Source organism: Kineococcus sp. GCM10028916 (genome assembly GCF_042674865.1).
GTDB lineage: Bacteria > Actinomycetota > Actinomycetes > Actinomycetales > Kineococcaceae > Kineococcus.
In genome coordinates this window covers 78,758-104,838 of the sequence record NZ_JBHTFM010000008.1, presented here as the reverse complement: position 1 = coordinate 104,838, position 26,081 = coordinate 78,758, and the positions used below count along the sequence as shown (strand labels likewise).

Genomic DNA, 26,081 nt, shown 5'->3' with positions numbered 1-26,081 from the left:
GTCGGGAACCTACCGGTGCGCTCCGTCCGTCCACGCCGGAGAGCGGCGAACGGGTGAGGTCGTCCCCCGACAGGGCGCAGGAGGTCGACGGGACGCCCACCGCACCGCTAAGGTCAGGCTTTCCTCCGTGACCTGCGCCTCACGATGCTGTGAGTCCTTCGTCACAAAAGCTCCGCGAGTGCTCCGCCGAGCAGTCGCTGCGGGGCGGCGCGCCTACAGTGGGTGGCAGGACGCCGCCGCCCGAGCGCCGAAGCCCGGGTGATCCGGCGTCGAGGAGCACTCGAGGAGGACGCTGGTGGCCACGAGCCTCACCCCACCCGGACAGGGCACGCCCACGGGGAGCAGGAAACCCGCAGGGACCCTCTACCGCGGCCGCGAAGGCATGTGGTCGTGGGTGATGCACCGGATCTCCGGTGTCCTCATCTTCTTCTTCCTCTTCGTGCACGTGCTCGACACCGCGACCGTGCGGGTCTCCCCCGAGGTCTACAACGGCGTGATCGGGCAGTACAAGAACCCCGTGATGGGCCTCGGCGAGGCCGGTCTCGTCGGCGCGGTCGTCTTCCACGCGCTCAACGGGATCCGCATCATCCTCGTGGACTTCTGGTCCGGCGGCACCAAGCACCAGCGGAAGCTGTTCTGGGGCGTCGTCGTGGTCTGGGTCCTGCTGATGGCCGGGTTCCTGCCCCGCCACCTGATCAACGTCTTCTCGCACTGAGGGATCGAACCGTGAGCGCAGAGCAGACCCCGGGTGGCAGCTACGCCCCCGCCCTGGAAACCCCCCGTTCCCCGTACAAGCGCAACAAGGCGACCCGGACCAACTGGGAGCTGTACGGCTGGCTGTTCATGCGGATGTCGGGCGTCGTCCTCATCGTCCTGGTGTTCGGCCACCTGTTCGTCAACCTCATGACCGGCAACGGGATCCACCAGATCGACTGGGGTTTCGTCGCCGGCAAGTGGTCGAGCCCCTTCTGGCAGGTCTGGGACCTGCTGATGCTGTGGCTCGCGCAGCTGCACGGGACCAACGGGGTCCGGACCGTCATCAACGACTACGCCGAGCGGGACGCGACGCGCTTCTGGCTCAAGATGGCGCTCTACCTCGCGACGGTCATCGTCATCGTCGTCGGGACCCTCGTCATCTTCACGTTCGACCCCTGCGCCGACCCGAGCTCGACGCTCGACGTCTGCCGACCGGCCATCGACAACGTCCCCACCGTCACCAGCCCGAACACCTGACCCGAACGAGGAGCAGAGATGCAGACGCACCAGTTCGACGTGGTCATCGTCGGCGCCGGCGGCGCCGGGATGCGCGCGGCCCTCGAGTCCGGGCAGCGGGCCCGCACCGCCGTGCTCACCAAGCTCTACCCGACGCGCTCGCACACCGGTGCGGCCCAGGGCGGCATGTGCGCCGCGCTGGCCAACGTCGAGGAGGACAACTGGGAGTGGCACACCTTCGACACCGTCAAGGGCGGTGACTACCTCGTCGACCAGGACGCGGCCGAGGTGATGTGCAAGGAGGCCATCGACGCGGTCCTCGACCTCGAGAAGATGGGCCTGCCCTTCAACCGCACGCCCGAGGGCAAGATCGACCAGCGCCGCTTCGGCGGGCACACCCGCGACCACGGCAAGTCCCCCGTGCGTCGCAGCTGCTTCGCCGCCGACCGCACCGGTCACATGATCCTGCAGACGTTGTACCAGCAGTGCGTGAAGCACGAGGTCGAGTTCTTCAACGAGTTCTACGTCCTCGACCTGCTGCTCGTCGACGCCGACGAGGCGAAGACCGGCAGCGAGATCGAGGGCGCGGCCGAACAGCGCGGGTTGCAGACCCCGCCGACCATCGGCGTCCCGGGCGACAAGCGCATCGCCGGCGTCGTGGCCTACGAGCTCTCCACCGGCGAGATCCACGTGTTCCAGGCGAAGTCAGTCGTCCTCGCGACCGGCGGCGCGGGCAAGGTCTACAAGACGACCTCGAACGCGCACACCCTGACGGGTGACGGGATGGGCATCGCCTACCGCAGCGGTCTGCCGCTGGAGGACATGGAGTTCTTCCAGTTCCACCCGACCGGCCTCGCCGGTCTCGGGATCCTGCTCTCCGAGGCGGCCCGCGGTGAGGGCGGGATCCTCCGCAACGCCGACGGCGAGCGGTTCATGGAGCGCTACGCCCCCACCATCAAGGACCTCGCGCCCCGCGACATCGTCGCCCGCGCGATGGCCAACGAGGTGCGCGAGGGCCGCGGGGCCGGTCCGAACAAGGACTACGTCTACCTCGACCTGACCCACCTCGAACCCGCGCACATCGACGCGAAGCTGCCCGACATCACCGAGTTCGCCCGCACCTACCTCGGGGTCGAGCCCTACACCGAACCCGTTCCGGTCTACCCCACGGCGCACTACGCCATGGGCGGGGTGCCGACCAACGTCGACACCGAGGTGCTGCAGGACAACACCCGCGTCGTCCCGGGCCTCTACGCGGCCGGCGAGGTCGCGTGCGTCTCGGTGCACGGCTCGAACCGTCTCGGCACGAACTCGCTGCTGGACATCAACGTGTTCGGCAAGCGCGCGGGCATCGCCGCGGCCGAGTACGCGACGAAGGCCGAGTGGATCGCCGTCCCCGCCGGTTCGGAACTCCCGGTCATCAACTGGATGTCGGAGATGCGCGACCGCGCCCAGGGCGAACGCGTCTCGGACATCCGTCGTGAGCTGCAGGACACGATGGACGCCAACGCCCAGGTGTTCCGCACCGAGGCGACGCTGAAGCAGGCCCTCACCGACATCGACCGCCTGAAGGAGCGCTACTCGCGCGCCTCGGTGCAGGACAAGGGCAAGCGGTTCAACCTCGACCTGCTCGAGGGCCTCGAGCTCGGGTTCCTGCTCGACCTCGCCGAGGCCATGTGCCTCGGGGCGCTGGAGCGCAAGGAGTCCCGCGGCGGTCACTTCCGTGAGGACTACCCCAACCGCGACGACGTGAACTACATGCGGCACACCATGGTCTACCGCGAGTACGCCGCCGACGGTTCCTACTCGACGCGACTGGACTTCAAGCCCGTGGTCCAGACCCGCTACCAGCCGATGGAGCGCAAGTACTGATGTCGACCTTCGAGACCAGCCCCGCCGAGACCAACGGCGAAGCGGGTCCGGCGAAGTCCGCCGAGACCGCACGCAGCGGTGGCGACCGCCGGTCGCCCGTCGAGGGGCAGGGCGGGGCGGGCGAGGTCCCCTCGTTCTCCGTGACGGTCAAGATCCGCCGCTACGACCCGGACCTCGACGCGGAACCGCACTGGGAGTCCTACGACCTGACGATGCACGGCACCGACCGCGTGCTCGACGCCCTGCACAAGGTCAAGTGGGAGCAGGACGGCCGGTTGTCCTTCCGCCGCTCCTGCGCCCACGGGGTCTGCGGCTCCGACGCCATGCGCATCAACGGCCGCAACCGGCTGGCGTGCAAGACGTTGCTGAAGGACCTGAACATCGACAAGCCCATCCTGATCGAGCCGATCAAGGGCCTGCCGGTGGAGAAGGACCTCATCGTCGACATGGAGCCGTTCTTCGCGGCCTACCGCGAGGTCATGCCGTTCCTCATCACCAACGGGGCCGAGCCGACCCGGGAACGCATCCAGTCCCAGGCCGACCGCGAACGCTTCGACGACACCACCAAGTGCATCCTCTGCGCCGCGTGCACGTCGAGCTGCCCGGTGTTCTGGAACGACGGCCAGTACTTCGGGCCCGCCGCGATCGTCAACGCGCACCGCTTCATCTTCGACAGCCGCGACTCCGCCTCGGACCTGCGTCTGGAGATCCTCAACGACAAGGAGGGGGTGTGGCGCTGCCGCACCACCTTCAACTGCTCCGAGGCCTGCCCCCGGGGCATCCAGGTCACCAAGGCCATCGCCGAGGTCAAGCAGGCGCTCATCTCGCGCAAGCTCTGACCTGCACGACGAAGGGCCCGTCCGCCGCTGCGGACGGGCCCTTCGTCGTCGGTGCGCGCAGCTCCTCGTCGGCCCCCGATCGACGCCACGTAGAGTGCCGCGCAGGGCCACCCCGGGGGAGAGACCGAATGCGGCACCAGGACCGATACCTGCAGATCAGCCGGATCCTGTCCCGGCACGGTCTGGGGTACTTCATCGACGCGCTCGGCCTCGAGCGGTGGGTGCGCACCGACTGGGACCTCTTCGGGGGCCGCGCCCAGGAGCGCGAGCGGCACACCCGGGCCGCGCACGTCCGCCTCGTCATGGAGGAACTGGGACCGACCGCGGTGAAGATCGGCCAGATCCTCTCCACCCGTCCCGACCTGCTCTCCCCCGGCTTCCAACACGAGCTGGAGAAGCTGCAGGACAGCGCCACCCCGGTCCCCTACGAGACGGTCCGCGACGCCGTGGAGGAGGAACTCGGGGCGCCGCCCGAGGAGCTGTTCGTGAACTTCAGCCGCGAACCGCTCGCCAGCGCCTCGATCGGGCAGGCCCACACCGCGGTCCTGGAGGACGGGACGCAGGTCGTGGTGAAGGTCCGTCGGCCCGGGGTGGTCGAGGAGGTCGAGGGCGACCTCGAGATCCTGCGCACCCTCGCCGTGCAGGCCTCGCGGCGGTGGACGGTGGCGGCCGACTACGACGTCGTCGGACTGGCGACGGACTTCGCCGACACCCTGCGCGCCGAACTCGACTACCTCGCCGAGGGCCACAACGCGGAACGGTTCGCCCGCAACTTCGAGGGCGATCCCGACATCCGGGTCCCGGCGGTCTACTGGGACACGACGACGTCGCGGGTCCTCACCCTCGAACGCCTGCACGGGGTCAAGATCAACGACGACGCCGCGCTCGCCGAGCACGGCATCGACCGGACGGAACTCGCCGCCCGCGCGACGCGCCTGCTCGCCGACATGGTCTTCGAGCACGGGTTCTTCCACGCCGACCCGCACCCGGGGAACTTCCTCATCGAACCCTCCGGACGCATCGGGCTGCTCGACTACGGGATGGTCGGCGAGGTCGACGAACGCTCCCGGGAACAGCTGGCGATGTTGCTGGCGGCGTTCTCCCGGCGCGACCCCTCGCGCATCGCGGCGGCCTTCGCGACGATCGGCGTCACCGAGCACCGCGTCGACCGCGTCCGGCTGACCGCCGACTGCGCGCACCTGCTGCGGACCTACGAGGGTCTGCCGCTGGGGCGCATCTCCGTCAGCGACATCGTGCGCGACGTGCTGGAGATCCTCCGTCGCCACCACCTGGCGTTGCCGCGCAACCTCGCCCTCGTCGTGAAGATGATCGTGATGACCGAGGGGCTGGGGTCGAGCCTGGACCCCGACTTCCAGCTCGGGCGGGTCCTCAACCCCTACGCGCGCAGGCTCGTGGCCCGCCACTTCGACCCGCTGGCGATGGCGAAGCGGGTGCGCCAGGCCGGTCTGGACGTCGCCCAGCTCGGGGTGGAACTGCCCGGGCAGCTCGGCCGGCTGCTCGACGTCCTGGACCGGGACGGGATCTCGGTCTCGTTGCGCACCGACGAGCTGGACCCCCTGGTGGCGAGGCTCGAACGCATCGGCAACCGCGTCGTCGCCGGCCTCGTCGTCTCCGCCGGGATCGGGGCGCTGGCGACCGTCGGCTCCACCGACCCCGAACGCTTCAAACCCCACGAGACGAAGGTCGTCGCCGTGGGGGTGGCGGCCCTGGGCGCGCTGACGGGGTACCTCGGCTGGACCGCGAGGGGTCACCGCTCCCGACGACGCTGAGCCGTCCCGTCCCCGGTCCCGGACCGGGGACCCCCGTCGCACCCTCGCGGAGCCCCGCTCCGCACCGACCACGAAGGAGTTGACCGTGCGCGCAGTGCGCTTCCACCGCTACGGCGGACCCGAGGTCCTGCAGGTCGAGGAACTCCCGACCCCGCAACCCGGCCCCGGCGAGGTGGTCGTCGAGGTCCGGGCCGCTGGGATCAACCCGGGCGAGACCGCGATCCGCAGCGGGGCGACGAAGGACCTCTTCCCGGCGACGTTCCCGTCCGGCCAGGGCAGTGACCTCGCCGGCGTCGTCAGCGCCGTGGGCCCGGACGCGACCTGGTCGCTCGGCGAGGAGGTCATGGGCTGGTCCTGGGCCCGTTCCAGCCAGGCGAGCCACGTCCTCGTGCCCGGTGACCAGCTGATCCCCAAACCCGCCGGGCTGAGCTGGGAGGTCGCGGGTTCCCTCTACGTGGCCGGGGTGACGGCCTTCGCCGCGGTGCGCGCCGTGGACCCGCAGCCGGGTGAGACGGTGGCGGTCTCCGCGGCGGCCGGCGGGGTCGGATCGCTCGTCGTGCAGCTCCTCACCCGCCGCGGCGCGAAGGTCCTGGGGATCGCGGGCCCGGCCAACGCCGACTGGTTGCGCACCCACGGCGCCGAACCCGTGGAGTACGGGGAGGGTCTGGCCGAGCGTCTGGAGGAGGACGTCCCCGACGCCTTCATCGACCTCTTCGGTCCCGACTACGTCCAGCTCGCCGTCGACCTGGGGATCCCGAAGCACCGCATCGAGACGATCATCTCCTTCGCCCTGGCCGCGGAACTCGGCGTCAAGGCCGAGGGCAGCGAGGGCGCCACGACGACGGGCATCCTCGGCGAGATCGCCGAACTCGTCGCCACCGGGAAGCTCGAGGTGGAGATCGCCGCGAGCTACCCCCTGGAGGAGGTGGGCGCCGCGTTCACCGAGCTGGAACACCGGCACACCCGCGGCAAGATCGTCCTCCTCCCCTGACCTCCCCCTCCCAACTCCTGGGAGACTTTCCACCCTTCGCGGCCTCCGGAAGAGTGGAAAATCTCCCAGGAGTCGTCAGGAGAAGCTGGCCTGCACGACGCGGTGGCCGCCGGGGCGGGCGAAGCGCGAGCGACGCAGGTCGCGGACGACGAAACCCCGGCTGATGAAGCGGTCGGTCCCGTCGAAGCGGGGGGTGAACGGCGAGCGACCGTGCATCGCGCGCAGGTTGTCGAGCATCAGCACGTCACCGGGCTGCAGGACGACGGCGTGCCGGTGCGCGACGTAGATCTCCAGGACCCGTTCGAGCAGCGCCTGCGCGCGCTTGGTGATGCCGTGCATGAGGTCCTGGTCCACGAGCATCGTCGGGTCGTCGACGTCACCGGTGAGGATCGAGAACGGGCCGCGGACCTCGCGGGTGTCGAGGAAGTCGGCGAACGACTCGTCGACCAGCGTCGTCCAGAGCGGACGGAAGAGTTCCATGACGTCGGTCGGGTCGACGTGCTCGAGCAGGTCGAGGGCGCGGAACGCGTAGGTCGCGGCGTCGGCGTCCCCGCGCAGGCAGCCGAGGACGACGTAGTCGGGACGCAGGCCGGAGAAGCACTGCTCGGTGTGCGCCTCGAGCTCCACCCGGGAGCCCTGCGACTGCTGCGTCGCGGCGAGCCTGGCGTTGGGGACCATGTCCTGCAGCAGGTGCCCGTGGCCTTCGGCGGCGTAGCCGACCATGTGCCCCAGGGCGTGGCTGACGATCGCCTGCTGCTTGGCGAGCAGCGTCCGACCGCCGACACCGCCGGTGTTGTCGGCGGGGGTGGCCGGCAGGTCGCCGACCTCGAGGCCGCGCAGGACGAGGACCCCAGAGTCGGAGCCGCGCTCCTCGAAGGCCCACAGCGTCTCGGCGACCTCCTGGGGCAGTTCCCGGGCCAGCAGGCGGGCCTGGCGGCCGAAGGCCTCGGGCTCGGTCACGGGGTCGGCGCTCAGGCGCGACCCCAGCGCGGCCATCGCCGCCCGCTGCGCCGCCGGCAGCTCGAGGAAGGTCGGCACGGTGGCCGAGGAGTCGAGGAACAACGAGGACACGGTGGAGCTCCCATCATCGGCGCACTACGTGGTCACACCGTAGCGCGCCGATGACGGGCAGTCTGCCTAGTTCACCTGCGTAGCACTGGACAGATTGTCAGCGCTTGATCATGCCGTGCGGGTCGATGACGAACTTCTGCGGCGCACCCGCGTCGAACTTCGCGTAGGCGTCGGGCGCCTCGTCCAACGAGATCGCCGTCGCACCGACGGCCTTCGCGATCTGCACCTTGTCGTGCAGGATCGCCATCATCAACCCCCGGTGGTACTTCATCACCGGGCACTGCCCCGTGGTGAAGGCCAGCGACTTCGCCCAGCCGGTGCCGAGGTCCAGCGACAGCGACCCCTTCTTGGCCGCCTCGTCGACCCCGCCCGGGTCACCCGTGACGTAGAGCCCCGGGATGCCGAGCGACCCGCCCGCCGCGGTGACCTCCATGAGCGAGTTGAGCACCGTCGCGGGCGCCTCGGTGCCCGAACCGGCGCCGTGGCCGCGCGCCTCGAAACCGACGGCGTCGATGCCGGAGTCGACCTCGGGGACGCCGAGGATCTGTTCGATCTGGTCCCGCGGGTCCCCCTTCGAGACGTCGACGGTCTCGCAGCCGAAGCTGCGGGCCCGTTCCAGCCGTTCGGGGTTGAGGTCGGCGACGATGACGACGGCCGCGCCCAGCAGCTGCGCGCCGACGGCGGCCGCGAGGCCCACCGGACCGGCACCCGCGACGTAGACCGTCGACCCGACCCCCACCCCGGCGCTGACCGCGCCGTGGAAACCGGTCGGGAAGATGTCGGAGAGCATGGTCAGGTCGAGGATCTTCTCCATCGCCTGGTCCTTGTCGGGGAACTTCAGGCAGTTGAAGTCCGCGTAGGGCACCAGGACGTAGTCGGCCTGCCCGCCGACCCAGCCGCCCATGTCGACGTAGCCGTAGGCCGATCCCGGGCGGTCCGGGTTCACGTTGAGGCAGATGCCCGTCTTGCGTTCCTTGCAGTTGCGGCAGCGACCGCAGGCGATGTTGAACGGGACGGACACCAGGTCGCCGACCTCGAGGAACTCGACGTCGCGGCCCTTCTCGACGATCTCGCCGGTGATCTCGTGGCCGAGGACGAGGTTCGGCGGGGCGGTGGTGCGCCCGCGGACCATGTGCTGGTCGGAGCCGCAGATGTTGGTCGCGACGAGCTTCAGGATGACGCCGTGGTCGACCTTGCGCCCGACGTTGGCGGGGTTGACCCCGGGGCCGTCCTTCAGCTCGAAGGTCGGGTAGTCGATGGTCTGCACCTCGACCCGGCCGGGGCCGAGGTAGGCCACGGCACGGTTGCCGGTCGGAGCAGGTGCGCTGGTACCAGCAGAACTGTCGGTCGTGGTCACGGACTGAGCCCTTCTCACCGGCGCCGACATCGGTGTCGACGCGCTGCCCTCACCCAACCCCGGCAGGGGTGCGCCGCGCAAGGGTCCGGTCCCCCACCGCCAGCGCCAGGGCCCCGAGGCAGGACAGCGCGACGACCCCGCCCATGAGGTGCAGGCCGGCGTCGGTGGGCCGCTGCCCGAACACGAGACCGACGAGGGCGGAGGAGCCGATGGCCGCCAGGTAGACGAACGTGCGGGACAGCCCGGACGCGGCACCCGTCGTCTCCGGCGGCGCCTGCCGGTACATCGCCGCCTGGTTGGATACCGAGGCCAGTCCCTGCGCGATCCCGAAGCAGCCCGCGACGACGAGGAGGAAACCCACGGGCGAGCCCGCGTCGGTCAGCACGAGGAGCGCTCCCCCCAGCGTCGGGAGCACGCCGGCCGCGACGAGCGGCGCCCGCAACCGGGTGCTCCGGGCGACCAGCACCGAGGCCAGCCCCGCCAGCACCGCGGAGGGCAGCTGGAGCAGCCCCGCACGTTCGCTGGAGAAACCCGCCACGTCCTGCAGCCACTGGCTGTACCCGTAGGTCATCGAGTAGAAGCCGAAGTACAGCAGCATCATCCGCAGGTAGGTGCGGGTGAGAGCGCCGTTGCGGCGCAGCATCCGCAGGTCGATGAACGGCGCCGTGCGACGGAGTTCCCAGCGGACCGTCAGCGCGCCCACGAGGACGGAACCCGCCAGCAGCCACCAGTACCCCGAGGCCAGGTCGAGCAGGAACACCAGCACCGCCGTGGTGGTGACGGCGAAACCCGCCATGCCCACGACGTCGAGGCGACCGGGATCGGCGAGGAGCCGGGAGGCCGGGCGGGTGTCGTCGCCCGGCAACCAGAGCCAGGACAGCACCAGCGCGAGGCCCGCGAGCGGCACGTTGACGACGAAGATGGCCGGCCAGCCGAAGGAACCGACGAGGAAGCCCCCGAGGACGGGACCGACGGCCGTGGTCGCGAGCGCCGCGATCGACACCGCCGAGAGCAGGGCCGGCGGGGTCGCGACCCCGGCGCGGGCGGACTGGTCGCGGATCATCGTCATGGCGCTCGGGTAGGCGGCCGAGGTCCCGATCCCGATGAGGACGCGGGAGACGAGGACCCCCGCGAACGTCGCCGACACCAGCGGCACGACTCCCGCGACCACGACGACCGCGAGGCCGAACAGGTAGGTGCGGCGTGGCCCGAACCGGTCGGCCAGCGTGCCCATGGTCGGCTGGGCGATGGAGCTCGCGAGGTAGAGACCGGCGACGAGCCAGACGACGGTGCTGGAGCCGACCCCGAGCGCGGCGGAGATGGGGACCAGCGCCACCGAGACCATGGTGGTGTTGACGGGGTTGAGGACGGGACCGATGAGCAGCGGGACGACGAACCGGGCGCCGAACGGCGGGGTCGTGCTCGCCCTCACGCGCCGACCAGCGGTTCGTCGAGGGTTCCGCCGAGGTCCTCGACGAGGCGGGCGAGCACGGGGACGGCACGGGCCAGCGCCTCCAGGTCGGCGGGGGGCAGCCCGGCCGCCAGCCCGTCGGCGATCCGGCGCACCCGGCCGTCGCGGTCGGCGAGGACCGCCGCCCGCCCCTGCCCGGTGAGGTCGAGGAGGATCTTGCGGCCGTCGACGGGGTGCGGGGTCGTCGTCAGGTACCCCGCCTCGAGGAGTTCCTTGACCGTGACGGCCATCGTCTGCGGCCGGACCCGACGCCGGGCCGCGAGGTCGGAGGACGTCATCGCTCCCTGCCGGGCGAGCAGACCGAGGACGGCACCGGTGATGGGCGGCAACGTGTTCCCGCCCTCGACGGAGCGGATGAGGGCCCCGGTGACGAGCCGGAGGTCGTGGGCGAGGTCCTCCACGTCGGGGTTCATGGCCTCGAGGCTACCTCAGGTCTTCAGTACAACCTGAACAGGTTGTGCTGTAGGTTTCGGGCATGGAGCTCACCAAGCACACCCACGCCACGGTCGTCCTCGGCAAGGACGGCTCCGCGCTGCTCATCGACCCGGGTGCCTACACCCCGAACACCCCGGAACTCCTCGCGGCCGCCGACGCGGTGCTCTACACCCACGACCACCCCGACCACGTCGACGCGGACGCCCTGAAGACGGCGCTCGCCGCCCGTCCCGAGCTGCCCGTGTTCGGCCCGGCCAGCGTGCGCGAGTTCGTCGGCGACGACCGCGTCCGGGTCGTCTCCGCCGGCGACACCTTCACGGCGGCGGGTTTCGAGGTCACCGTGTTCGGCGGGCAGCACGCCGTCATCCACGCGGACGTGCCGGTCATGGAGAACGTCGCCTTCCTCGTCGACGGCGACGTCTTCCACCCCGGCGACGCCTACGAGGTGCCGAACGTCCCGGTGAAGACGCTGCTGCTCCCCACCAGCGGCCCGTGGTCGAAGGTCGGCGAGGGCGTCGACTACCTGCGGGCCGTGAAGCCGCAGCGCGCCATCCAGATCCACGACCTCATGCTGTCCGAGACCGGTCAGCACAGCACCGCCCAGTTCATCGGTGACCTGGGCGGGCTGCCCCTGGAGACCGTCCCGCTGGGAACCACCGTCACCCTCTGAGGTCCCGCGGGGTCCCGGCTCAGCCGGCCGCGGTCGGCACCGCGTTGCGGCGCACGACCGCGGCGTACCAGCGGGCGCTGTCCTTGACCGTGCGCACCTGCGTCGCGTAGTCGACGTGGACGACGCCGAACCGCTTCGAGAACCCGTAGCCCCACTCGAAGTTGTCCAGGAAGGACCACAGGTAGTAACCGGTGACGGGGGCACCCGCCGCCACGGCGTCGAGCACGGCCGCGAGGTGGTCGCGCAGGTAGCGGGTGCGCTCGACGTCGTGGACCCGCCCGTCCACGACCTCGTCGTCGTAGGCGGCCCCGTTCTCGGTGACCAGCAGTTCCAGACCCGGGTGCTCGCGGTGCAGGCGCAGCAGCAGTTCCGTCAGGCCGCGCGGGTCGACGCTCCAGCCCATGGCCGTCTTCTCCCCGGGCAGCTCGGGGAACTCGACGTCCCCGGCGGCCACCCACGGGCTGTGCGTGCTGGCGCCGTGCCCGTCGTTCTCGGCCCGGGGCGAGCTCCCGTCCCAGGCCTGCACGACGGTCGGGCTGTAGTAGTTGACGCCCAGCACGTCCAGCGGCTGGTGGATGAGCGCGAGGTCGCCCTCGCGCACGAAGGACCAGTCGGTGACCGACGCGGTGTCGAGCAGCACGTCGGCCGGGTAGCGGCCCCGCAGCACGGGGTCCAGGAACACCCGGTTCTGCAGGCCGTCGACGCGGCGCACGGCGTCGGCGTCGGCCCGGCGCGAGCCCTCGGTCCGGACCCAGGCCAGGTTCAGGGTGAGGGCGACACGCGCCCCGGGGGCGGCCCGGCGCACCGCGGCGGCCCCGAGGCCGTGGGCGAGGTTCAGGTGGTGCACCGCGGCCAGCGCGGCGGCGGGTTCGGTGCGTCCCGGGGCGTGCACGCCGGAGGCGTAGCCGAGGTAGGCCGAGCACCAGGGTTCGTTGAGGGTGATGAAGGTCCGCACCCGGTCCCCCAGCGCCCCCGCGACGACCTCGGCGTACTCCGCGAAGCGTTCGGCGGTCCGGCGCGAGGTCCAGCCGCCGGCGTCCTCCAGCGCCTGCGGCAGGTCCCAGTGGTACAGGGTGACGGCGGGTTCGATCCCCGCGGCGAGGAGTTCGTCGACCAGGGTCGAGTAGAACGCGAGCCCGGCCTCGTTGACGGGGCCGAGTCCCTCGGCGTCCACCTGCGGGGTGATGCGCGGCCAGGCCACGGAGAAGCGGTAGGAGGCCATCCCGAGCTGCTTCATGATCGCGATGTCCTCGCGGAAGCGGTGGTAGTGGTCGTCGGCGACGTCCCCGGTGTCCCCGCCGGCCACCCGGCCGGGGGTGTGGCTGAAGGTGTCCCAGATCGACGGCGTCCGGCCGTCCTCAGCGACGGCCCCCTCGACCTGGTAGGACGCGGTGGCGGTGCCCCAGACGAACCCGGGGGGGAAACCCCGTTCGGTGCCGGCGGTGGTGGGGCGTTCCTCGGTGGTGGTCACGGGGGCCTTCCTGGAGGTGGGCGGGGATGGAGGGGCGGTCAGCCCTTGACGGCTCCGGCGATGATCCCGCCGACGATCTGACGACCGAGCAGCAGGAACACCACGATGACCGGCAGGGTGCCGACGAGCGTCCCCGCCATGATGATCGAGGTGTCGGGGACGTAGCCGCTGCCGAGGTTGTTCAGCGCGACCTGGACGGTGGGCATCGTGGAGTTCAGGGCGATGACGGGCCAGAAGAAGTCGTTCCAGGACGTCATGAACGTCAGCATCCCCAGCACGGCCATGCCCGGGCGGGCGATGGGCAGCACGATGGCGACGAACGTCCGGGTCGTGGAGGCGCCGTCGACCCGGGCGGCCTCGAGGAGTTCGTCCGGCATGGTCTGGACGAGGTACTGGCGCATGAAGAACACCCCGAAGGCGGTGACCAGCGAGGGCAGGATCACCGATTCCAGACGACCGGCCAGACCCCAGTCCGACATGATCTTGTACAGCGGCACGACGCCCAGCGACGGCGGGATCATCAGGGTGCCGATGGTGATCGCGAACAGCGCGTTCCTGCCGCGGAACCGGAGCTTCGCGAAGGCGAAACCGGCGAGGGTGCAGAACAGCAGCGTCCCGATCGTGGTGACCCCGGAGACGAGCAGGGAGTTCACGATCGACAGGCCGATCGCCTGCTGCTGCACGGCGGTGGTGATGTTCTGCCAGAGGTCCGGACCGGGCAGGAACGGCGGCGGCGACTGGTTCATCTCCGCCATCGGCCGGCTGGCCGCGACGATCATGTAGTAGAAGGGCACGATGAAGATCAGCGCGGTCACGCCCAGCAGCACGTAGGTCAGCGGACCCGCGGCGTCGGGCGCGCGGTAGCGCCGGGCCCGTCCCGGGGAGGGTTGCGGTGCGGCGAGGGCGGCCTCGCGGACGGTGGTCGCGCTCATCGCCGGGCTCCTTCGGGGTCACGGTCGCGCCACCGGGCCAGCGCGGTGTTGATCAGGACGAGGACGATGATGAGGACGAAGGTCACCCAGGCCACGGTGGCGGCCCGGCCCAGGGCGCCGAACCCCCAGCCCTGCTGGTACATGAACAACCCCAGCGTCTGGTACTGGTTCAGGGCTCCCCCGTCGACCCCGCCGAACAGCAGTGGCTCGCCGAACAACTGGGTGGCCCCGATCGTGGAGACCACCACGGTGAACAGGATCGTGGGGCGCAGCCCGGGCAGGGTGACGTGCAGGAACTGCTGCCACCGGTTGGCCCCGTCCAGGGCCGCGGCCTCGTAGAGGTCGGCGGAGATGGACTGCATCCCGGCCAGGTAGATCAGGGCGTTGTACCCCGTCCAGCGCCAGGTGACGATGACGGCGATGGCGATCTGGGCGCTGAGGTCGCCGTTGCGCCAGTCCAGCCCGTCGAGTCCGACGAGGGAGAGGATCCAGTTCGCCAGGCCGTTGTCGCGCCCGAAGATCTGGGCGAACACCAGCGTGGAGGCGGCGACCGAGGTCGCGTACGGCATGATCATCGAGACCCGGAAGAAGTTCCGGCCCCGCATCCGGTAGTTCAGCAGGTGCGCGAGCCCGAGGGCCAGCAGCAGTTGCGGCACGGTGGAGAGGATCCCGATGGTGATCGTCTTCAGCAGCGCGTTGTAGAACTTCGGGTTCGTGAACAGCCAGGTGTAGTTGTCCAGGCCCGTCCACTCCGGCTGCGAACCCAGTTCGTAGGAGTGGAAGCTGATCCACATCGTGTAGACGAGCGGGAACAGCCCGAACGCGAGGAACAGCAGGAAGAACGGGGCGATGTAGGCGTAGGGGGCGGCGACGCCCTCGAAGCGGAACAACCGCGACCGCAGGCTCAGGTGCGGTTCGACGGCCGTGCGCGCGCCCGGCCCGGAGGGGGCCGGGGGTGCGGTCGTGCTCGGTGTGCTCACGGTTCTCCTCGCGAGGTCGGGGCGGTCCGGGGCGGCCGCGGGTGGCGGCCGCCCCGGTCGGTCTCAGCTGATCTGGTTCGCGAGGTCCTTCGAGGCGGCGTTCCAGGCGTCGGCCGGGCTGACGCCGTTGGTCTCCACCGACAGCAGCGACTGCACGAGGGAGGACTTCACGACGGCGTCCTCCTCACCGAGGACCTGGGTGGGGGCGGCCTTGGCCGCACCGGAGAAGATCTGTCCGATCGGGGCACCCTGGAAGTAGTCGTCGGTGGTGTCCGCGACGAGGTCGATGGCACCGGTGTTGGACGGGAAGTTCCCGCCGACCTCGAACACCTTGGCCTGCTGCTCGGGGTCGGTCAGCCACTTGACGAGCTTGGCCGCCTCCTCGGGGTGCTTGGCGGACTTGGGGATGCCCAGGTAGGAACCACCCCAGTTCCCGCCGGCCCCGCCGGGCAGGGAGGTGATGTTCCACTTGCCGGAACCGGCGTCGCCGGCCTTGCCCTTGATGTAGCCGACCATCCAGGCGGGGCAGGCGATGGTGGCGAACGCGCCGCCGCCGAAACCCTTGTCCCAGGCCGGGTCCTCGAACTGCTCCAGCTTCGCCGTCAGGTCCTCGTCGGCGGCGGTGGCGGCGGTGTCGAAGGCCTTCTTGACCGCGGGGTTGCTGTCCCAGACGAGTTTCCCGGAACCGTCGTAGTAGATCTCCTGCTCGGTGGAGACGATCGCGTTGTAGAACCCGCCCGCGGAGTCCATCCAGGCGGTTCCCGCGGGCGCCTTGCCCTTGAACTCCCGACCCAGGGCCAGGTAGTCGTCCCAGCTGCCCATCCGGGCGGCGAGCTGCGCGGGGTCGGTCGGCAGGCCGGCCTGCCCCAGCAGGTCGCTGCGGTAGCACAGGCCCATCGGGCCGATGTCGGTGCCGAGGGCGAGGACCTTCCCGTCCTTCGTGGTGGCCGCGGCCGACTTCCAGTCCAGGTAGTTGGGGATCTGCTCCCCCGCCGGGGTGGAGGTGAGGTCGGTCCACTTGTCGCCCTGGTTGGCGACGACGTCGGCGATGCGACCGACCTCGATGCCCTGGACGTCGGCGGCGCCGTTGCCGGAGGCGAGCTTGGTCTGCAGGGCGGGCCAGTAGTTGTTCTCGCCCTGGGTGGACTCGTACTGGATCGTGACGCCGGGGTTGAGCTTCTCGTACTCGTCGAAGAGCCCCGCCTCCTCGTAGCCGAAGGTCCCGAAGAGGCTGACGGTGACGGCCTTCCCCCCGTCGGCGGCGGCCTGGTCACCGGAACCGGACTGGGCGGTGCTGCAGGAGGTGACCAGCAGGGCACCGGTGATGGTCGTCGCCAGGGCGGCGAGGGTCTTCGCGCGGACAGTGGACATGGGGGAACTCCTCGGGCCTCGCCGGGTCGGCGGATCGACGGTGATCGCGGGTCCGTGAGAGCGCTCTCAAAGGTGAGCCGGGAATCCGTGAGAGCGCTCTCAGGGGTCCCCACAGGTTGTACCCAGGAGGTACCCGGTGTCAACGCCTCAGGACGTGGCGCGTTCGACGAGTTCCGTCGGGGCGATGACGTCCCCGACCTCGGGCTCGCCGTCGACGAGGGCCAGCAGCATCCGGGCCAGTTCGCGCCCCATCTCCACCACCGGCTGACGGACCGTCGTCAGCGGCGGTGTCGCCGCGGCCGCCAGGGGGGCGTCGTCGAACCCGACGACGCGCACCTGCCCCGGAACCGCGCGGTCCGCCGCCGCCAGCGCCTGCAGGACACCCGCGGCCATGAGGTCGTTGGCCGCGAACACGCCGTCGAGGTCGGGCCAGCGGGCGAGCAGCCCCTCCGTCGCGGCGCGACCGCCCTCCACGGTGAAGTCCCCCACCGCGGCCAGCCCGGCGCTGAAGCGGCGTCGCTGGGCGCGCAGCTCCGCCCGGAAACCCTCCAGCCGTTCCTGACCCACCCGCATGTCCATCGGGCCCGCGACCGTCACGATCCGTCGGCAGCCGCGCTCGATCAGGTGGCGGGTCGCCGACCGGGCCCCGGCGACGTTGTCGGCCGAGACGAACGGCACGGTGGACGTCTCGTCGTAGGGGCGCCCGGACATCACCACCGGGATGCCGGCGTCGCGCAGGTGCTGCGGCAGCGGGTCCGGCCCGTGCACCGAGACGAGGATCGCCCCGTCGACGTGGCCGCCACGGGCGTAGCGCTCGAAGCGTTCGCGCTCGCGCTGGGTCGAGAGCACCACCAGGACGAGCTGCACCTCGCGCTCGGCGAGCTGGGCCTGGGCCCCGCTGAGCACGAGGGGGAAGTAGGAGTCGGCGAAGAACCGCTCGACGGGCTCGACGACGACCAGGGCCACCGACCCGCTGCGCCGGGTCACCAGCGACCGCGCCGCCTGGTTGGGCACGTAGGACAGCTCCGACGCCGCGCGCAGGACGGCCTCGCGCGCCGCGTCGCTGACCCGGGCGTAGCCCGCCAGCACCCGCCCGGCGGTCGCCCGCGAGACGCCCGCACGCGCGGCGACGGAGTCCAGGGTCGGGGCGCTCGGGCTCGGCACGGCTCCTCCAGGGGTCAGCGGTCCGCGCGGACGGGGCGGGCCGATCCTCGCAGGCCCCGGACGCCCAGCGCACCGATGGCCGTGCCCAGCACCAGGCTCACCACGACGAGCACCAGGTGGACGAGGAAGAACGGCTGGGCACCGTCGTCGAAGGACCGCGGGTCCGCCCAGATGTTCTTGAGGAACGTGGGCCAGATGATCCAGCTCCAGACGCCGAAGAGGACGAGGAACCAGCTGGAACGCTTGGACAGGACCACGTCCCGATCATCCCACCCGGTCAGCGCCCCCGGCGCACGACCTTGAGGGCGGTGGCCCCGATCGCCCCGACGACGAGACCGGAGACGAAGGGCATCCGGCCCTTGTGGCCGGCCGGTGCCTCCGGTGCCTCCGGGCCGAGCGGGACCTGCAGACGCGCCTGCGCCATCAGGTCCGGGTGCAGGGAACCCTTGTCCTCGGCCACGGTCGCGGCCCAGGCCGCGGCGAGCAGGACGACCCGGGCGATCAGCTGCATGAGGACGAGCAGCACGACGAACGTCGCGGCCGCCCCGAGGAACGCGTTACCGGAAGCGCTGCGTCCCGCGATGGCCGTCCCGAACTGCTTGAGCAGACCGATCCCGACCCCGCCGATCACCGCGCCCTGCACCAGGTCACGCAGGGGGAGGTTCGCCCCGGGCAGGATCCGGAACACCGCGAGGAAGGTCAGGGTGTCGATCGCGAGGGAGACCACGAAACCCACGATCGCAAGCAGCCAGCGCGACCACGTCGAGGGTTCGAAACCGAACGCGTCGAGGAGCACCCCGCCCGCGCCGTTCGTGCCGACGACGGAGACGACGGAGAGCAGGACGCCGAACCCGATGACGACCATGCCCCCGAGGTCGCGCAACTTCACGATCAGGAAGTTGCCTCCGCCGGAGTCCTCGCCGTAGATGGCCCGGACCCCCTGGCGCATGCCGTCGATCCAGCCGAGACCGGTGAAGAGGGCCGTCACGGTCGAGATGACCAGACCCCAGGTCAGGGCACTGCCGGAGAGGTAGTCGTCGATGTAGATGCCCTTGGCCCCGCCCGGCGTCGCCGCGGCGGCCTCGGCGGTCCCGGTGTGGATGAGCCCCGGGAGGTAGCTGTCGAGCCCGCTCACGAGGTTCGAGGTGATGAAGTCCCGGAACTCCGGCACCCCGGTCATCACGAGCCCGATGACCGTCAGCGCGACCGCGAGCGCCGGGAAGATGGAGAAGAACGCGAAGTACGCGATCCCGCCCGCCAGCACGTTCCCCCGGGCGTCGCCGTACTTCTTGTAGACCCGCGCCGGCAGCGACCGCTGGACGGTGCTGACCGCGCTCTTGGCCTGATCGACAGCGCCGCTCACCGGGAGGGACCCCTCACTGCTGGGACGTGACGTCCTCCCGCAGCGGCCGCACGCCACCGGCGCCGTCCTCGGGGAGGCTGAACCCCCTCACGGTGGTGGTCACCACCCGCTCGCGCAACACGAGTCGCAGCGGAAGGGCCCTACTGCGGGAAGGTGAAGTCCTCGCGCGGGCGCCAGACGCCGTCGGCGCCGTGCTCGTAGAGGCTGAACCCCTTCACGGTGAAGGTCGCCTCCCAGTCGCGCAGCACGAGTTCGGCGCGGTCGAGGGAGGACTCCTCGACGTCGTGGGCGACGGTGACGTGAGGGTGGAAGGGGAAGGCGATCTCGTGGCGCAGCGGGCCGGTGCGGATCGCGGCCTGGAGCAGTTCGCACTCGGAGATGCCGCGGGCGAGCTGGACGAAGACGACGGGCGAGACGGGGCGGAAGGTCGCGGTGCCCCGCAGGTGCACCTCGAAGGGGGCGCCGGTGGCGGCGGTCGACGCGAGGTGGTCGCGGGCGGCGTCGAGGTCGGTGCAGGAGAGCTCGAAGGGCGGCAGCAGCGTGATGTGCGGCGGGATGGCGTGCGCGAGGGGGTCCCCGAACTTCTCCCGCCAGGCCGTCAGCTCGGCGGCGTGCGGTGCGGGGACGGGGATCGAGACCCCGATGGTCGCCACGTCACCACGCTGCGCTGCGTCGTCCCGTGCTGATCCGCTCACCGGCGCCGACCCACCAGGCCGACCCGGTCGTAGACCGTGGCCAGCGTGTCCTCGGCGATCTCGTTCGCGCGCGCAGCGCCGGAGGCGAGCAGTTCGTCGAGGGCGCCGGCGTCGGCCATGAGCTCCTGCGCGCGGGTCCGGACCGGGCCCAGCACGTCGGTGACGACCTCGGCCAGCTCCTTCTTGAGGTCGCCGTAGCCGCGGCCGGCGAAGTCGGCCTCGAGCTCGGGGATCGACTTCCCGGACAGGGCGGAGTGGATCGAGAGCAGGTTGGAGACGCCGGCCTTCTCGACGGGGTCGAAGAGGACCTCGCGGCCGGTGTCGGTGACGGCGGAGCGGATCTTCTTCGCGGTGACCTTGGGGTCGTCCATGACGTCGACGATCCCGTTGGGCGAGGACGAGGACTTGCTCATCTTCGCGCCGGGTTCCTGCAGGTCGAAGATCTTCGCGGTCTCCTTCGGGATGAAGGGTTCCGGCACGGTGAACGTCTCGCCGAAGCGGGAGTTGAAGCGCTGGGCCAGGTTGCGGGTCAGCTCCAGGTGCTGGCGCTGGTCCTCACCGACGGGGACCTCCGCGGCCTGGTAGAGCAGGATGTCCGCGGCCATGAGGACCGGGTAGGTGAACAGCCCGACGGTGGTGCTGTCGGAGCCCTGCTTGGCCGACTTGTCCTTGAACTGCGTCATCCGCCCGGCCTCGCCGAAACCGGTGATGCACGACAGCACCCAGGCGAGCTGGGCGTGGGCGGGGACGTGGCTCTGGACGAAGAGGGCCGAGCGTTCGGGGTCGACGCCCGCGGCGATGTACTGGGCGGCCGTCCAGCGGGTCCGCTCGCGCAGCGCGGCCGGGTCCGGCCCGACGGTGAGGGCGTGCAGGTCGACGACGCAGTAGAGCGCGTCGTGGGTCTCCTGCAGGGCCACCCACTGCTTGAGGGCACCGAGGTAGTTGCCGAGGTGGAGCGACCCTGAGGTCGGCTGCATCCCCGACAGCAGTCGCGGGCGCGTACCTGCCATGACGGACATGACTCCATCCTGCCAGCCGCCGGGTGCCGCCCCGTCCCCCCCACCCCCGTCCCCCACACGGAGGCTCGTGTGCGGTTGTGTGCGGTTCTGGTTGACCCGGGGTCGAGCGGGCGGGCATCCTCGGCGGGTGAAGCGATGGAGCGAGGGACCGTCCGGGCTGGTGTTCGGGTCCGACTACAACCCCGAGCAGTGGCCCGCCGAGGTCCGCGCCGAGGACGTGCGGCTCATGCGGGAGGCCGGGGTGAACCTCGTCTCGGTCGGCATCTTCTCCTGGGGCCTGCTCGAGCCCGAACCGGACCGCTTCGACTTCGACTGGTTCGACGACGTCCTCGACGACCTGCACGCCGGCGGGATCGGCGTCTCCCTGGCGACCGCCACGGCCTCTCCCCCGGCCTGGCTGACCCAGCAGCACCCCGAGGTGCTCCCGGTGGACGCCGACGGCCGTCGCGTCACCTTCGGCAGCCGGCAGAGCTGGTGCCCCAGCTCGCCGGTCTACCGCGAACGGTCGCTGAAGCTGGTGCGGGCGCTGGCCGAGCGCTACGGCGAGCACCCGGCGCTGCGGTTGTGGCACGTCAGCAACGAACTCGGCTGCCACAACGCCCGGTGCTACTGCGCCGTCAGCGCGACGGCGTTCCGGGGCTGGCTCGCCACCCGCTACGCCGACGTCGCCGCGCTGAACGCGGCCTGGGCGACGGCGTTCTGGAGCCAGCACTACACCTCCCTCGATCAGGTCCAGGTCCCCGCGCACACCTCCTCCTTCCCCAACCCGGCCCAGGCCCTGGACTTCGCCCGGTTCTGCTCCGACGAACTCCTCGGCCAGCACCTCGCCGAGAAGGAGGTCCTGCGCCAGATCACGCCGGACGTCCCCGTCACGACCAACTTCATGGTCGGTTCCCAGCTCAACCCGCTGGACTACGGGCGCTGGGCGCGCGAGCAGGACGTCGTCTCCAACGACCACTACCTGGTCCACGGCGCCTACGACGACCCGCGCGGGGAACTCGCCTACGCCGCCGACCTGACCCGCGGCGCGGCGTCGGGGAACCCGTGGCTGCTCATGGAGCACTCGACCTCGGCCGTGAACTGGCAGCCGGTGAACGTCGCCAAGGCCGCCGGGGAGATGCTGCAGGACAGCCTGTCCCACGTCGCCCGCGGTGCGGACGGGATCTGCTTCTTCCAGTGGCGCCAGTCCGCGGGCGGGGCCGAGCAGTGGCACTCGGCCCTCGTCCCGCACGCGGGCGAGGACAGCGAACGGTTCCGCGAGGTCGTCGAGCTCGGTGCCGTCCTGGGCCGGCTCGGGGAACTGCGCGACTCCACCGTGACCAACGACGTGGCGATCCTCGTCGACTGGCAGAACGCCTGGGCCATGGAGTCGCCGACCCTGCCCTCGCAGCGGGTCGGGCACGCGGACCTCGCCCTGCGGGTCCACGGGTTGCTCCGGGCGGCCCACACGGGGGCCGACGTCGTCCCCGTGACCGCGCACCCCGACGACCTCGCCGCGGTGCTCTCGGGCTACCGGGTCCTCGTCGTCCCCACGCTCTACCTGTGCGACGACACCACGGCGGCCGCCGTGACCGCGGCCGCGGAGTCCGGGACCCACGTCCTGGTCACCTACTTCTCCGGGATCGTCGACGACTCCGTCCGGGTCCGCCTCGGTGGCTACCCCGGGGCGTTCCGGGACCTGCTCGGCGTCCGGGTCGAGGAGTTCCACCCGCTCTCCGACGGGGTCGCCGGTGAACTCGACGACGGCACCGTCGGTGACGTCTGGGCCGAGATCGCGAGCGCGCACGACGACACCGAGGTCCTGGTCCGCTACGCCGACGGCGCCGCCGCGGGTTGCCCCGCCCTGACCCGTCGCGACCTGCCCTCGGGCGCGCACGCCTGGTACCTGGGCACCTCCCTCGACGACGAAGCCCTCGCCGGGCTGCTGCGGACCGTCTGCACCGCGGCCGGGGTCACGCCCGTCGCCGAGGCCAGCGGGCCCGTCGACGTCGTCCGCCGGTCCTCCGCGGACGGCAGCTGGTTGTTCGCGCTGAACCACGGCGAGGAGGACGCGACGGTCGCCGTCCGGGGTTTCGACCTCGTCGGCGAGGTCGAGGTCGAGGTCCTGCACCTCGAACCCGGCCAGAGCGCCGTGGTCCGGGAAACCGCGCGGGAGGACTGAGTGCTCGCCCACCAGCGCCAGGAACTCATCCTCGACGCCGTCCGCACCCACGGCGGCGTCCGGGTGGCGGACCTCGTCGAACGCCTCGGCGTCTCGGAGATGACGGTGCGCCGCGACATCGGGGAGCTGTCGCGGCGCGGGCTCGTCGCCCGCGTGCACGGCGGCGCCGCCGCGATCGGCCGGACCAGCGAGGAACCGGGTTTCGCGGCCAAGTCGAACCTGCGGCCGGACGCGAAGCGGGCCATCGCCCGGGCCGCCGCCGACCTCGTGCCCGACGGCGCCTCGGTGGGGCTGTCGGCGGGGACGACGACGGCCGAGGTCGCCCGCGAACTGCGTGACGTCTCCGACCTCACCGTCGTGACGAACTCCCCGCGGGTGGCCGACCTGCTGCACGACCCGGCCGACCACTCCCGCACGGTCATCCTGTCCGGCGGCACCCGCACCCCCTCCGACGCGCTCGTCGGCCCCGTCGCCCGCGCGGGTCTGCGCGGGTTGCACGTCGACGTGCTGTTCCTGGGGGTGCACGGCCTCGACGCCGCGGCCGGCCTGAGCACCCCGAACCTGACCGAGGCCGACACCAACCGGGCGCTGATGGACTGCGCCGCACGGGTGGTGGTCGTCGCCGACGCCTCGAAGTGGGGGGTCGTCGGTCTGACGTCGTTCGCCGCGCTCTCCGCGGTCGACGTCCTCGTCACCGACGACACCCTGGACCCCTCGGCCCGTCCCGTCATCTCAGAACTCGTCGGCGAACTCGTGATCGCCGGCATCCCCCAGGAGGAGGACCAGTGAGCCACCCGTTCCGCAAGACGTCGACCACGATGGCCGACGGACGCGAACTCATCTACTTCGACGACACCGAACCGTGGTTGTCGGGGGAACGGGTGCGCGACGCCGTCGACCACCGGCCCCTGCCCCCCGCCGAGGAGACCGTGCGCGGCGGTTCCCAGGTGCGTTTCGACCCCCTGACGGGTGACTGGATCGCGATGGCCTCCCACCGCAACGACCGCACCCTCATGCCCCCGCCGGACCAGGACCCGTTGGCCCCCACCGTGCCCGGTGGTTTCCCCACCGAGATCGCCGACTCCAGCTACGACGTCGTCGCCTTCGAGAACCGGTTCCCGTCGTTCTCCAACCGGATCGGCGGCGAGAGCGGGTTCCTCGACGGGGAGGCCCTGTGGCCGACCCGTCCGGCGGCCGGACGCTGCGAGGTCGTCTGCTTCAGCTCCGACACCCACGGCTCGTTCGGCACCCTCGACCCGCGCCGGGCGCGCACGGTCCTCGAGGCGTGGATCGACCGCACCGAGGCCCTCAACGCGACCGAGGGCGTCGAGCAGGTGTTCGTCTTCGAGAACCGCGGCGAGGAGATCGGCGTCACGCTGCCGCACCCGCACGGTCAGATCTACGGCTACCCCTACCTGGCGCCGAAGATGGAGACCATGCTGCGCCGGGCCCGCGAGCACCGCGCGGCCACCGGCGGCAACCTGTTCCGCGACGTCCTCGACGCCGAACGTCGCGCCGGGTCGCGGGTCGTGTTCGAGACCGAGCACTTCACCGCCTACGTCCCCGCCGCGGCCCGCTGGCCCGTCGAGGTCCACCTCGCACCGCACCGCGACGTCCCCGACCTCCCGGCCCTGACCGAGGAGGAACGCGACGACCTGGTCGCCGCGTACCTCGACCTGCTGGGTCGGCTCGACCGCTACTACCCCGACGACCACCCGCTGCCCTACATCGCGGGCTGGTACCAGGCTCCCGCGAGCGAGGGGCGCGACGAGATGCGCCTGCACCTGCAGGTCTTCAGCGTGCTGCGCGGCCCCTCGAAGGTGAAGTTCCTCGCCGGGTCCGAATCGGCGATGGCGGCCTGGATCAACGACACGACGCCCGAGAAGGTGGCGGCCCGACTCCGTGAGGTTTCCCGATGAGCACCCCTGAGTTCTTCGACGCCGCCGACCGCCCGAGCACGGCGACCGCCCTGGCCAAGGAGTTCCGCGACGTCTTCGGCGAGGAGCCCGAGGGCGTCTGGTCCGCCCCGGGCCGGGTGAACCTCATCGGCGAGCACGTCGACTACACCGGTGGTCTGTGCCTGCCGCTGGCCCTGCCGCACCGCACCTTCGTCGCGCTGCGTCCGCGGACCGACGGCGTCGTCCGGCTGCGTTCCCGGCAGGAGGACACCGTCGTCGAGCTCCCGCTCGCCGAGGTCGGCGCCGGGTCCCCGCAGGGCTGGGCGGCCTACGTCGCCGGGGTCCCGTGGGCGCTGGCGCAGAAGGAGTTCGCCGGGGACCTGCTGACCGGGGGTTTCGACGCCCTGGTCGACGGCCACGTCCCCTACGGTTCGGGGTTGTCGTCCTCGGCCGCGCTGGAGTGCGCCGTCGCGGTGGCGCTCGGGGACCTGATCGGGGCCCCGCTGGACGACGCGGGACGGGCCGCACTGGCCGGCGCCTGCATGCTGGCCGAGAACGTCGTGGCCGGCGCGAACACCGGCGGGATGGACCAGGCCGCGTCGCTGCGCTGCCACGAGGGCGGCGCGATCCTGCTCGACACCCGCGACGACACCGTCTCCCAGGTCGCCCTCGACCTCGCCGGGGCGGGGCTCGCGCTGCTCGTCGTCGACACCCGCGCCGAGCACTCCCACGCGGGCGGTGAGTACGGCAAGCGCCGCGCCAACGTCGAGCACGCGGCGGAACTCCTCGGCGTCCCCACGCTGCGCGAGGTCGACCCCGCCGAGCTGGGCGCCGCGCTCGAGCGCGTCGGCTCCGAACCTGACGGTGACGTGCTGCGCCGCCGGGTGAAGCACGCCGTCACCGAGATCGACCGGGTGCGCCGCACGGCGGAACTCCTGCACGAGGGGCGGGCCGGCGAGATCGGTGACCTGCTGAACGCGTCGCACGACTCCCTGCGCGACGACTACGAGGTCTCCTGCCGCGAACTCGACCTCACCGTCGACGTCGCCCGCGCCCACGGCGCCCTCGGCGCCCGCATGACCGGCGGCGGTTTCGGCGGGTCCGCGATCGCGCTCGTCGCGGCCGGGCGCGTGCAGGCCGTCGCGGAGGCCGTGGCCGCCGCGTTCGCCGAGCAGGGTCTGCGCGCCCCCCGGTTCCTCACCGCGCTCCCCTCCGAAGGCGCCGGTCGCGACCTCTGACCCCCTGGCCCGCGGAAGGAGTTCCTTCCGCGGGCGGGGCGGTGTTCACACCGCGTTCACCCACGGCGACGGTGCGACGGC

The 26,081-nt window shown here is 71.4% G+C and carries 23 protein-coding genes and 2 pseudogenes; 12 read left to right on the top strand and 13 right to left on the bottom strand.

Annotated features, from left to right (window positions below; all coding sequences use genetic code 11):
- Positions 1 to 295: 295 nt before the first annotated feature.
- The 7 genes and pseudogenes from sdhC to ACFQ46_RS09820 all read left to right on the top strand — a co-directional run bounded on the left by sdhC (position 296) and on the right by ACFQ46_RS09820 (position 6,704).
- Positions 296 to 715 (top strand): succinate dehydrogenase, cytochrome b556 subunit, encoded by a 420-nt coding sequence (gene sdhC, locus ACFQ46_RS09850; protein WP_328294820.1) that lies wholly within the window; start codon positions 296 to 298, stop codon positions 713 to 715.
- An 11-nt stretch (positions 716 to 726) separates the two neighbouring features.
- The gene (locus ACFQ46_RS09845) at positions 727 to 1,233 is read left to right on the top strand and encodes a succinate dehydrogenase hydrophobic membrane anchor subunit (RefSeq protein ID WP_380259334.1); all 507 of its coding nucleotides are present in this window, start codon (positions 727 to 729) and stop codon (positions 1,231 to 1,233) included.
- A gap of 18 nt (positions 1,234 to 1,251) precedes the next feature.
- Positions 1,252 to 2,593 (top strand): annotated as a pseudogene (locus ACFQ46_RS09840) (FAD-binding protein); the annotation flags it as partial.
- A gap of 83 nt (positions 2,594 to 2,676) precedes the next feature.
- Positions 2,677 to 3,084 (top strand): annotated as a pseudogene (locus ACFQ46_RS09835) (succinate dehydrogenase/fumarate reductase flavoprotein subunit); the annotation flags it as partial.
- The gene (locus ACFQ46_RS09830; RefSeq protein ID WP_380259333.1) at positions 3,084 to 3,923 is read left to right on the top strand and encodes a succinate dehydrogenase iron-sulfur subunit; all 840 of its coding nucleotides are present in this window, start codon (positions 3,084 to 3,086) and stop codon (positions 3,921 to 3,923) included. The pseudogene ACFQ46_RS09835 and the gene ACFQ46_RS09830, both read left to right, overlap by 1 nt.
- Before the next feature lie 128 nt (positions 3,924 to 4,051).
- A complete protein-coding gene (locus ACFQ46_RS09825; protein ID WP_328294815.1) occupies positions 4,052 to 5,713 on the top strand; it encodes an AarF/ABC1/UbiB kinase family protein in 1,662 nt (553 codons plus the stop codon).
- Positions 5,714 to 5,798: 85 nt separating this feature from the next.
- Entirely contained in the window at positions 5,799 to 6,704 is a 906-nt protein-coding gene (locus ACFQ46_RS09820) for an NADP-dependent oxidoreductase (protein ID WP_380259332.1), read from the top strand.
- A gap of 75 nt (positions 6,705 to 6,779) precedes the next feature.
- Here the strand turns inward: ACFQ46_RS09820 and ACFQ46_RS09815 are convergent, their stop codons facing one another.
- The 4 genes from ACFQ46_RS09815 to ACFQ46_RS09800 all read right to left on the bottom strand — a co-directional run bounded on the left by ACFQ46_RS09815 (position 6,780) and on the right by ACFQ46_RS09800 (position 11,016).
- Positions 6,780 to 7,775: a TauD/TfdA family dioxygenase gene (locus ACFQ46_RS09815; RefSeq protein ID WP_380259331.1), complete on the bottom strand. Its 996-nt coding sequence runs from the start codon at positions 7,773 to 7,775 to the stop codon at positions 6,780 to 6,782.
- A 97-nt stretch (positions 7,776 to 7,872) separates the two neighbouring features.
- Positions 7,873 to 9,132, bottom strand: coding sequence for a formaldehyde dehydrogenase, glutathione-independent (gene fdhA / locus ACFQ46_RS09810; RefSeq protein WP_380259330.1), 1,260 nt, complete (start codon positions 9,130 to 9,132; stop codon positions 7,873 to 7,875).
- 49 nt (positions 9,133 to 9,181) lie between these two features.
- A complete protein-coding gene (locus tag ACFQ46_RS09805; RefSeq protein ID WP_380259329.1) occupies positions 9,182 to 10,564 on the bottom strand; it encodes an MFS transporter in 1,383 nt (460 codons plus the stop codon).
- Positions 10,561 to 11,016, bottom strand: a complete 456-nt coding sequence (locus ACFQ46_RS09800; RefSeq protein ID WP_380259328.1) for a MarR family winged helix-turn-helix transcriptional regulator — start codon at positions 11,014 to 11,016, stop codon at positions 10,561 to 10,563. Before ACFQ46_RS09800 ends, ACFQ46_RS09805 begins: the two co-directional genes overlap by 4 nt.
- 62 nt (positions 11,017 to 11,078) lie before the next feature.
- Between ACFQ46_RS09800 and ACFQ46_RS09795 the strand changes: the two genes are divergently transcribed.
- Positions 11,079 to 11,708 (top strand): MBL fold metallo-hydrolase, encoded by a 630-nt coding sequence (locus ACFQ46_RS09795; protein ID WP_380259327.1) that lies wholly within the window; start codon positions 11,079 to 11,081, stop codon positions 11,706 to 11,708.
- A 19-nt stretch (positions 11,709 to 11,727) separates the two neighbouring features.
- Here ACFQ46_RS09795 and ACFQ46_RS09790 read toward each other — a convergent pair whose 3' ends face one another.
- The 9 genes from ACFQ46_RS09790 to trpS form a co-directional block, all read right to left on the bottom strand.
- Positions 11,728 to 13,179, bottom strand: coding sequence for a GH1 family beta-glucosidase (locus ACFQ46_RS09790; protein WP_380259326.1), 1,452 nt, complete (start codon positions 13,177 to 13,179; stop codon positions 11,728 to 11,730).
- 38 nt (positions 13,180 to 13,217) lie between these two features.
- The gene (locus tag ACFQ46_RS09785) at positions 13,218 to 14,111 is read right to left on the bottom strand and encodes a carbohydrate ABC transporter permease (RefSeq protein WP_380259325.1); all 894 of its coding nucleotides are present in this window, start codon (positions 14,109 to 14,111) and stop codon (positions 13,218 to 13,220) included.
- On the bottom strand, positions 14,108 to 15,091 hold the full coding sequence (locus ACFQ46_RS09780) for a carbohydrate ABC transporter permease (RefSeq protein ID WP_380259324.1): 984 nt from the start codon (positions 15,089 to 15,091) through the stop codon (positions 14,108 to 14,110). Before ACFQ46_RS09780 ends, ACFQ46_RS09785 begins: the two co-directional genes overlap by 4 nt.
- A 63-nt stretch (positions 15,092 to 15,154) precedes the next feature.
- Entirely contained in the window at positions 15,155 to 16,462 is a 1,308-nt protein-coding gene (locus tag ACFQ46_RS09775; RefSeq protein WP_380259323.1) for an extracellular solute-binding protein, read from the bottom strand.
- Positions 16,463 to 16,609: 147 nt separating this feature from the next.
- Positions 16,610 to 17,626 carry a LacI family DNA-binding transcriptional regulator gene (locus ACFQ46_RS09770; RefSeq protein WP_380259322.1) on the bottom strand — a complete coding sequence of 339 codons (1,017 nt, stop codon included), beginning with the start codon at positions 17,624 to 17,626 and terminating at the stop codon, positions 16,610 to 16,612.
- Between the two features lie 14 nt (positions 17,627 to 17,640).
- Positions 17,641 to 17,883: an SCO4848 family membrane protein gene (locus tag ACFQ46_RS09765; protein WP_380259321.1), complete on the bottom strand. Its 243-nt coding sequence runs from the start codon at positions 17,881 to 17,883 to the stop codon at positions 17,641 to 17,643.
- A gap of 20 nt (positions 17,884 to 17,903) precedes the next feature.
- Complete coding sequence (locus tag ACFQ46_RS09760; protein WP_380259320.1) at positions 17,904 to 18,989, bottom strand: YihY/virulence factor BrkB family protein; 1,086 nt, start codon at positions 18,987 to 18,989, stop codon at positions 17,904 to 17,906.
- Between the two features lie 140 nt (positions 18,990 to 19,129).
- Complete coding sequence (locus ACFQ46_RS09755) at positions 19,130 to 19,642, bottom strand: 2'-5' RNA ligase family protein (RefSeq protein WP_380259319.1); 513 nt, start codon at positions 19,640 to 19,642, stop codon at positions 19,130 to 19,132.
- A 38-nt stretch (positions 19,643 to 19,680) separates the two neighbouring features.
- Positions 19,681 to 20,694 (bottom strand): tryptophan--tRNA ligase, encoded by a 1,014-nt coding sequence (trpS, locus tag ACFQ46_RS09750; RefSeq protein ID WP_380259474.1) that lies wholly within the window; start codon positions 20,692 to 20,694, stop codon positions 19,681 to 19,683.
- Between the two features lie 136 nt (positions 20,695 to 20,830).
- Between trpS and ACFQ46_RS09745 the strand changes: the two genes are divergently transcribed.
- Genes ACFQ46_RS09745 through galK form a run of 4 tightly spaced genes read left to right on the top strand, consistent with a single transcriptional unit; the run spans position 20,831 to position 26,000 of the window.
- Positions 20,831 to 22,864: a beta-galactosidase gene (locus ACFQ46_RS09745; RefSeq protein WP_380259318.1), complete on the top strand. Its 2,034-nt coding sequence runs from the start codon at positions 20,831 to 20,833 to the stop codon at positions 22,862 to 22,864.
- A complete protein-coding gene (locus ACFQ46_RS09740) occupies positions 22,865 to 23,653 on the top strand; it encodes a DeoR/GlpR family DNA-binding transcription regulator (protein ID WP_380259317.1) in 789 nt (262 codons plus the stop codon). It abuts the gene before it with no gap.
- Between the two features lie 29 nt (positions 23,654 to 23,682).
- Positions 23,683 to 24,783, top strand: a complete 1,101-nt coding sequence (galT, locus tag ACFQ46_RS09735; protein ID WP_380259473.1) for a galactose-1-phosphate uridylyltransferase — start codon at positions 23,683 to 23,685, stop codon at positions 24,781 to 24,783.
- Positions 24,780 to 26,000 carry a galactokinase gene (gene galK, locus ACFQ46_RS09730; RefSeq protein ID WP_380259316.1) on the top strand — a complete coding sequence of 407 codons (1,221 nt, stop codon included), beginning with the start codon at positions 24,780 to 24,782 and terminating at the stop codon, positions 25,998 to 26,000. Before galT ends, galK begins: the two co-directional genes overlap by 4 nt.
- Positions 26,001 to 26,081: the final 81 nt, after the last annotated feature.

Coding starts and splice junctions, on each gene's coding strand:
- ACFQ46_RS09830 (WP_380259333.1), top strand. CDS start 3,084: ATGTCGACCTTCGAGACCAGCCCCGCCGAGACCAACGGCGAAGCGGGT.
- ACFQ46_RS09825 (WP_328294815.1), top strand. CDS start 4,052: ATGCGGCACCAGGACCGATACCTGCAGATCAGCCGGATCCTGTCCCGG.
- ACFQ46_RS09800 (WP_380259328.1), bottom strand. CDS start 11,016: ATGAACCCCGACGTGGAGGACCTCGCCCACGACCTCCGGCTCGTCACC.
- ACFQ46_RS09795 (WP_380259327.1), top strand. CDS start 11,079: ATGGAGCTCACCAAGCACACCCACGCCACGGTCGTCCTCGGCAAGGAC.
- ACFQ46_RS09785 (WP_380259325.1), bottom strand. CDS start 14,111: ATGAGCGCGACCACCGTCCGCGAGGCCGCCCTCGCCGCACCGCAACCC.
- ACFQ46_RS09775 (WP_380259323.1), bottom strand. CDS start 16,462: ATGTCCACTGTCCGCGCGAAGACCCTCGCCGCCCTGGCGACGACCATC.
- trpS (WP_380259474.1), bottom strand. CDS start 20,694: ATGGCAGGTACGCGCCCGCGACTGCTGTCGGGGATGCAGCCGACCTCA.
- galT (WP_380259473.1), top strand. CDS start 23,683: ATGGCCGACGGACGCGAACTCATCTACTTCGACGACACCGAACCGTGG.
- galK (WP_380259316.1), top strand. CDS start 24,780: ATGAGCACCCCTGAGTTCTTCGACGCCGCCGACCGCCCGAGCACGGCG.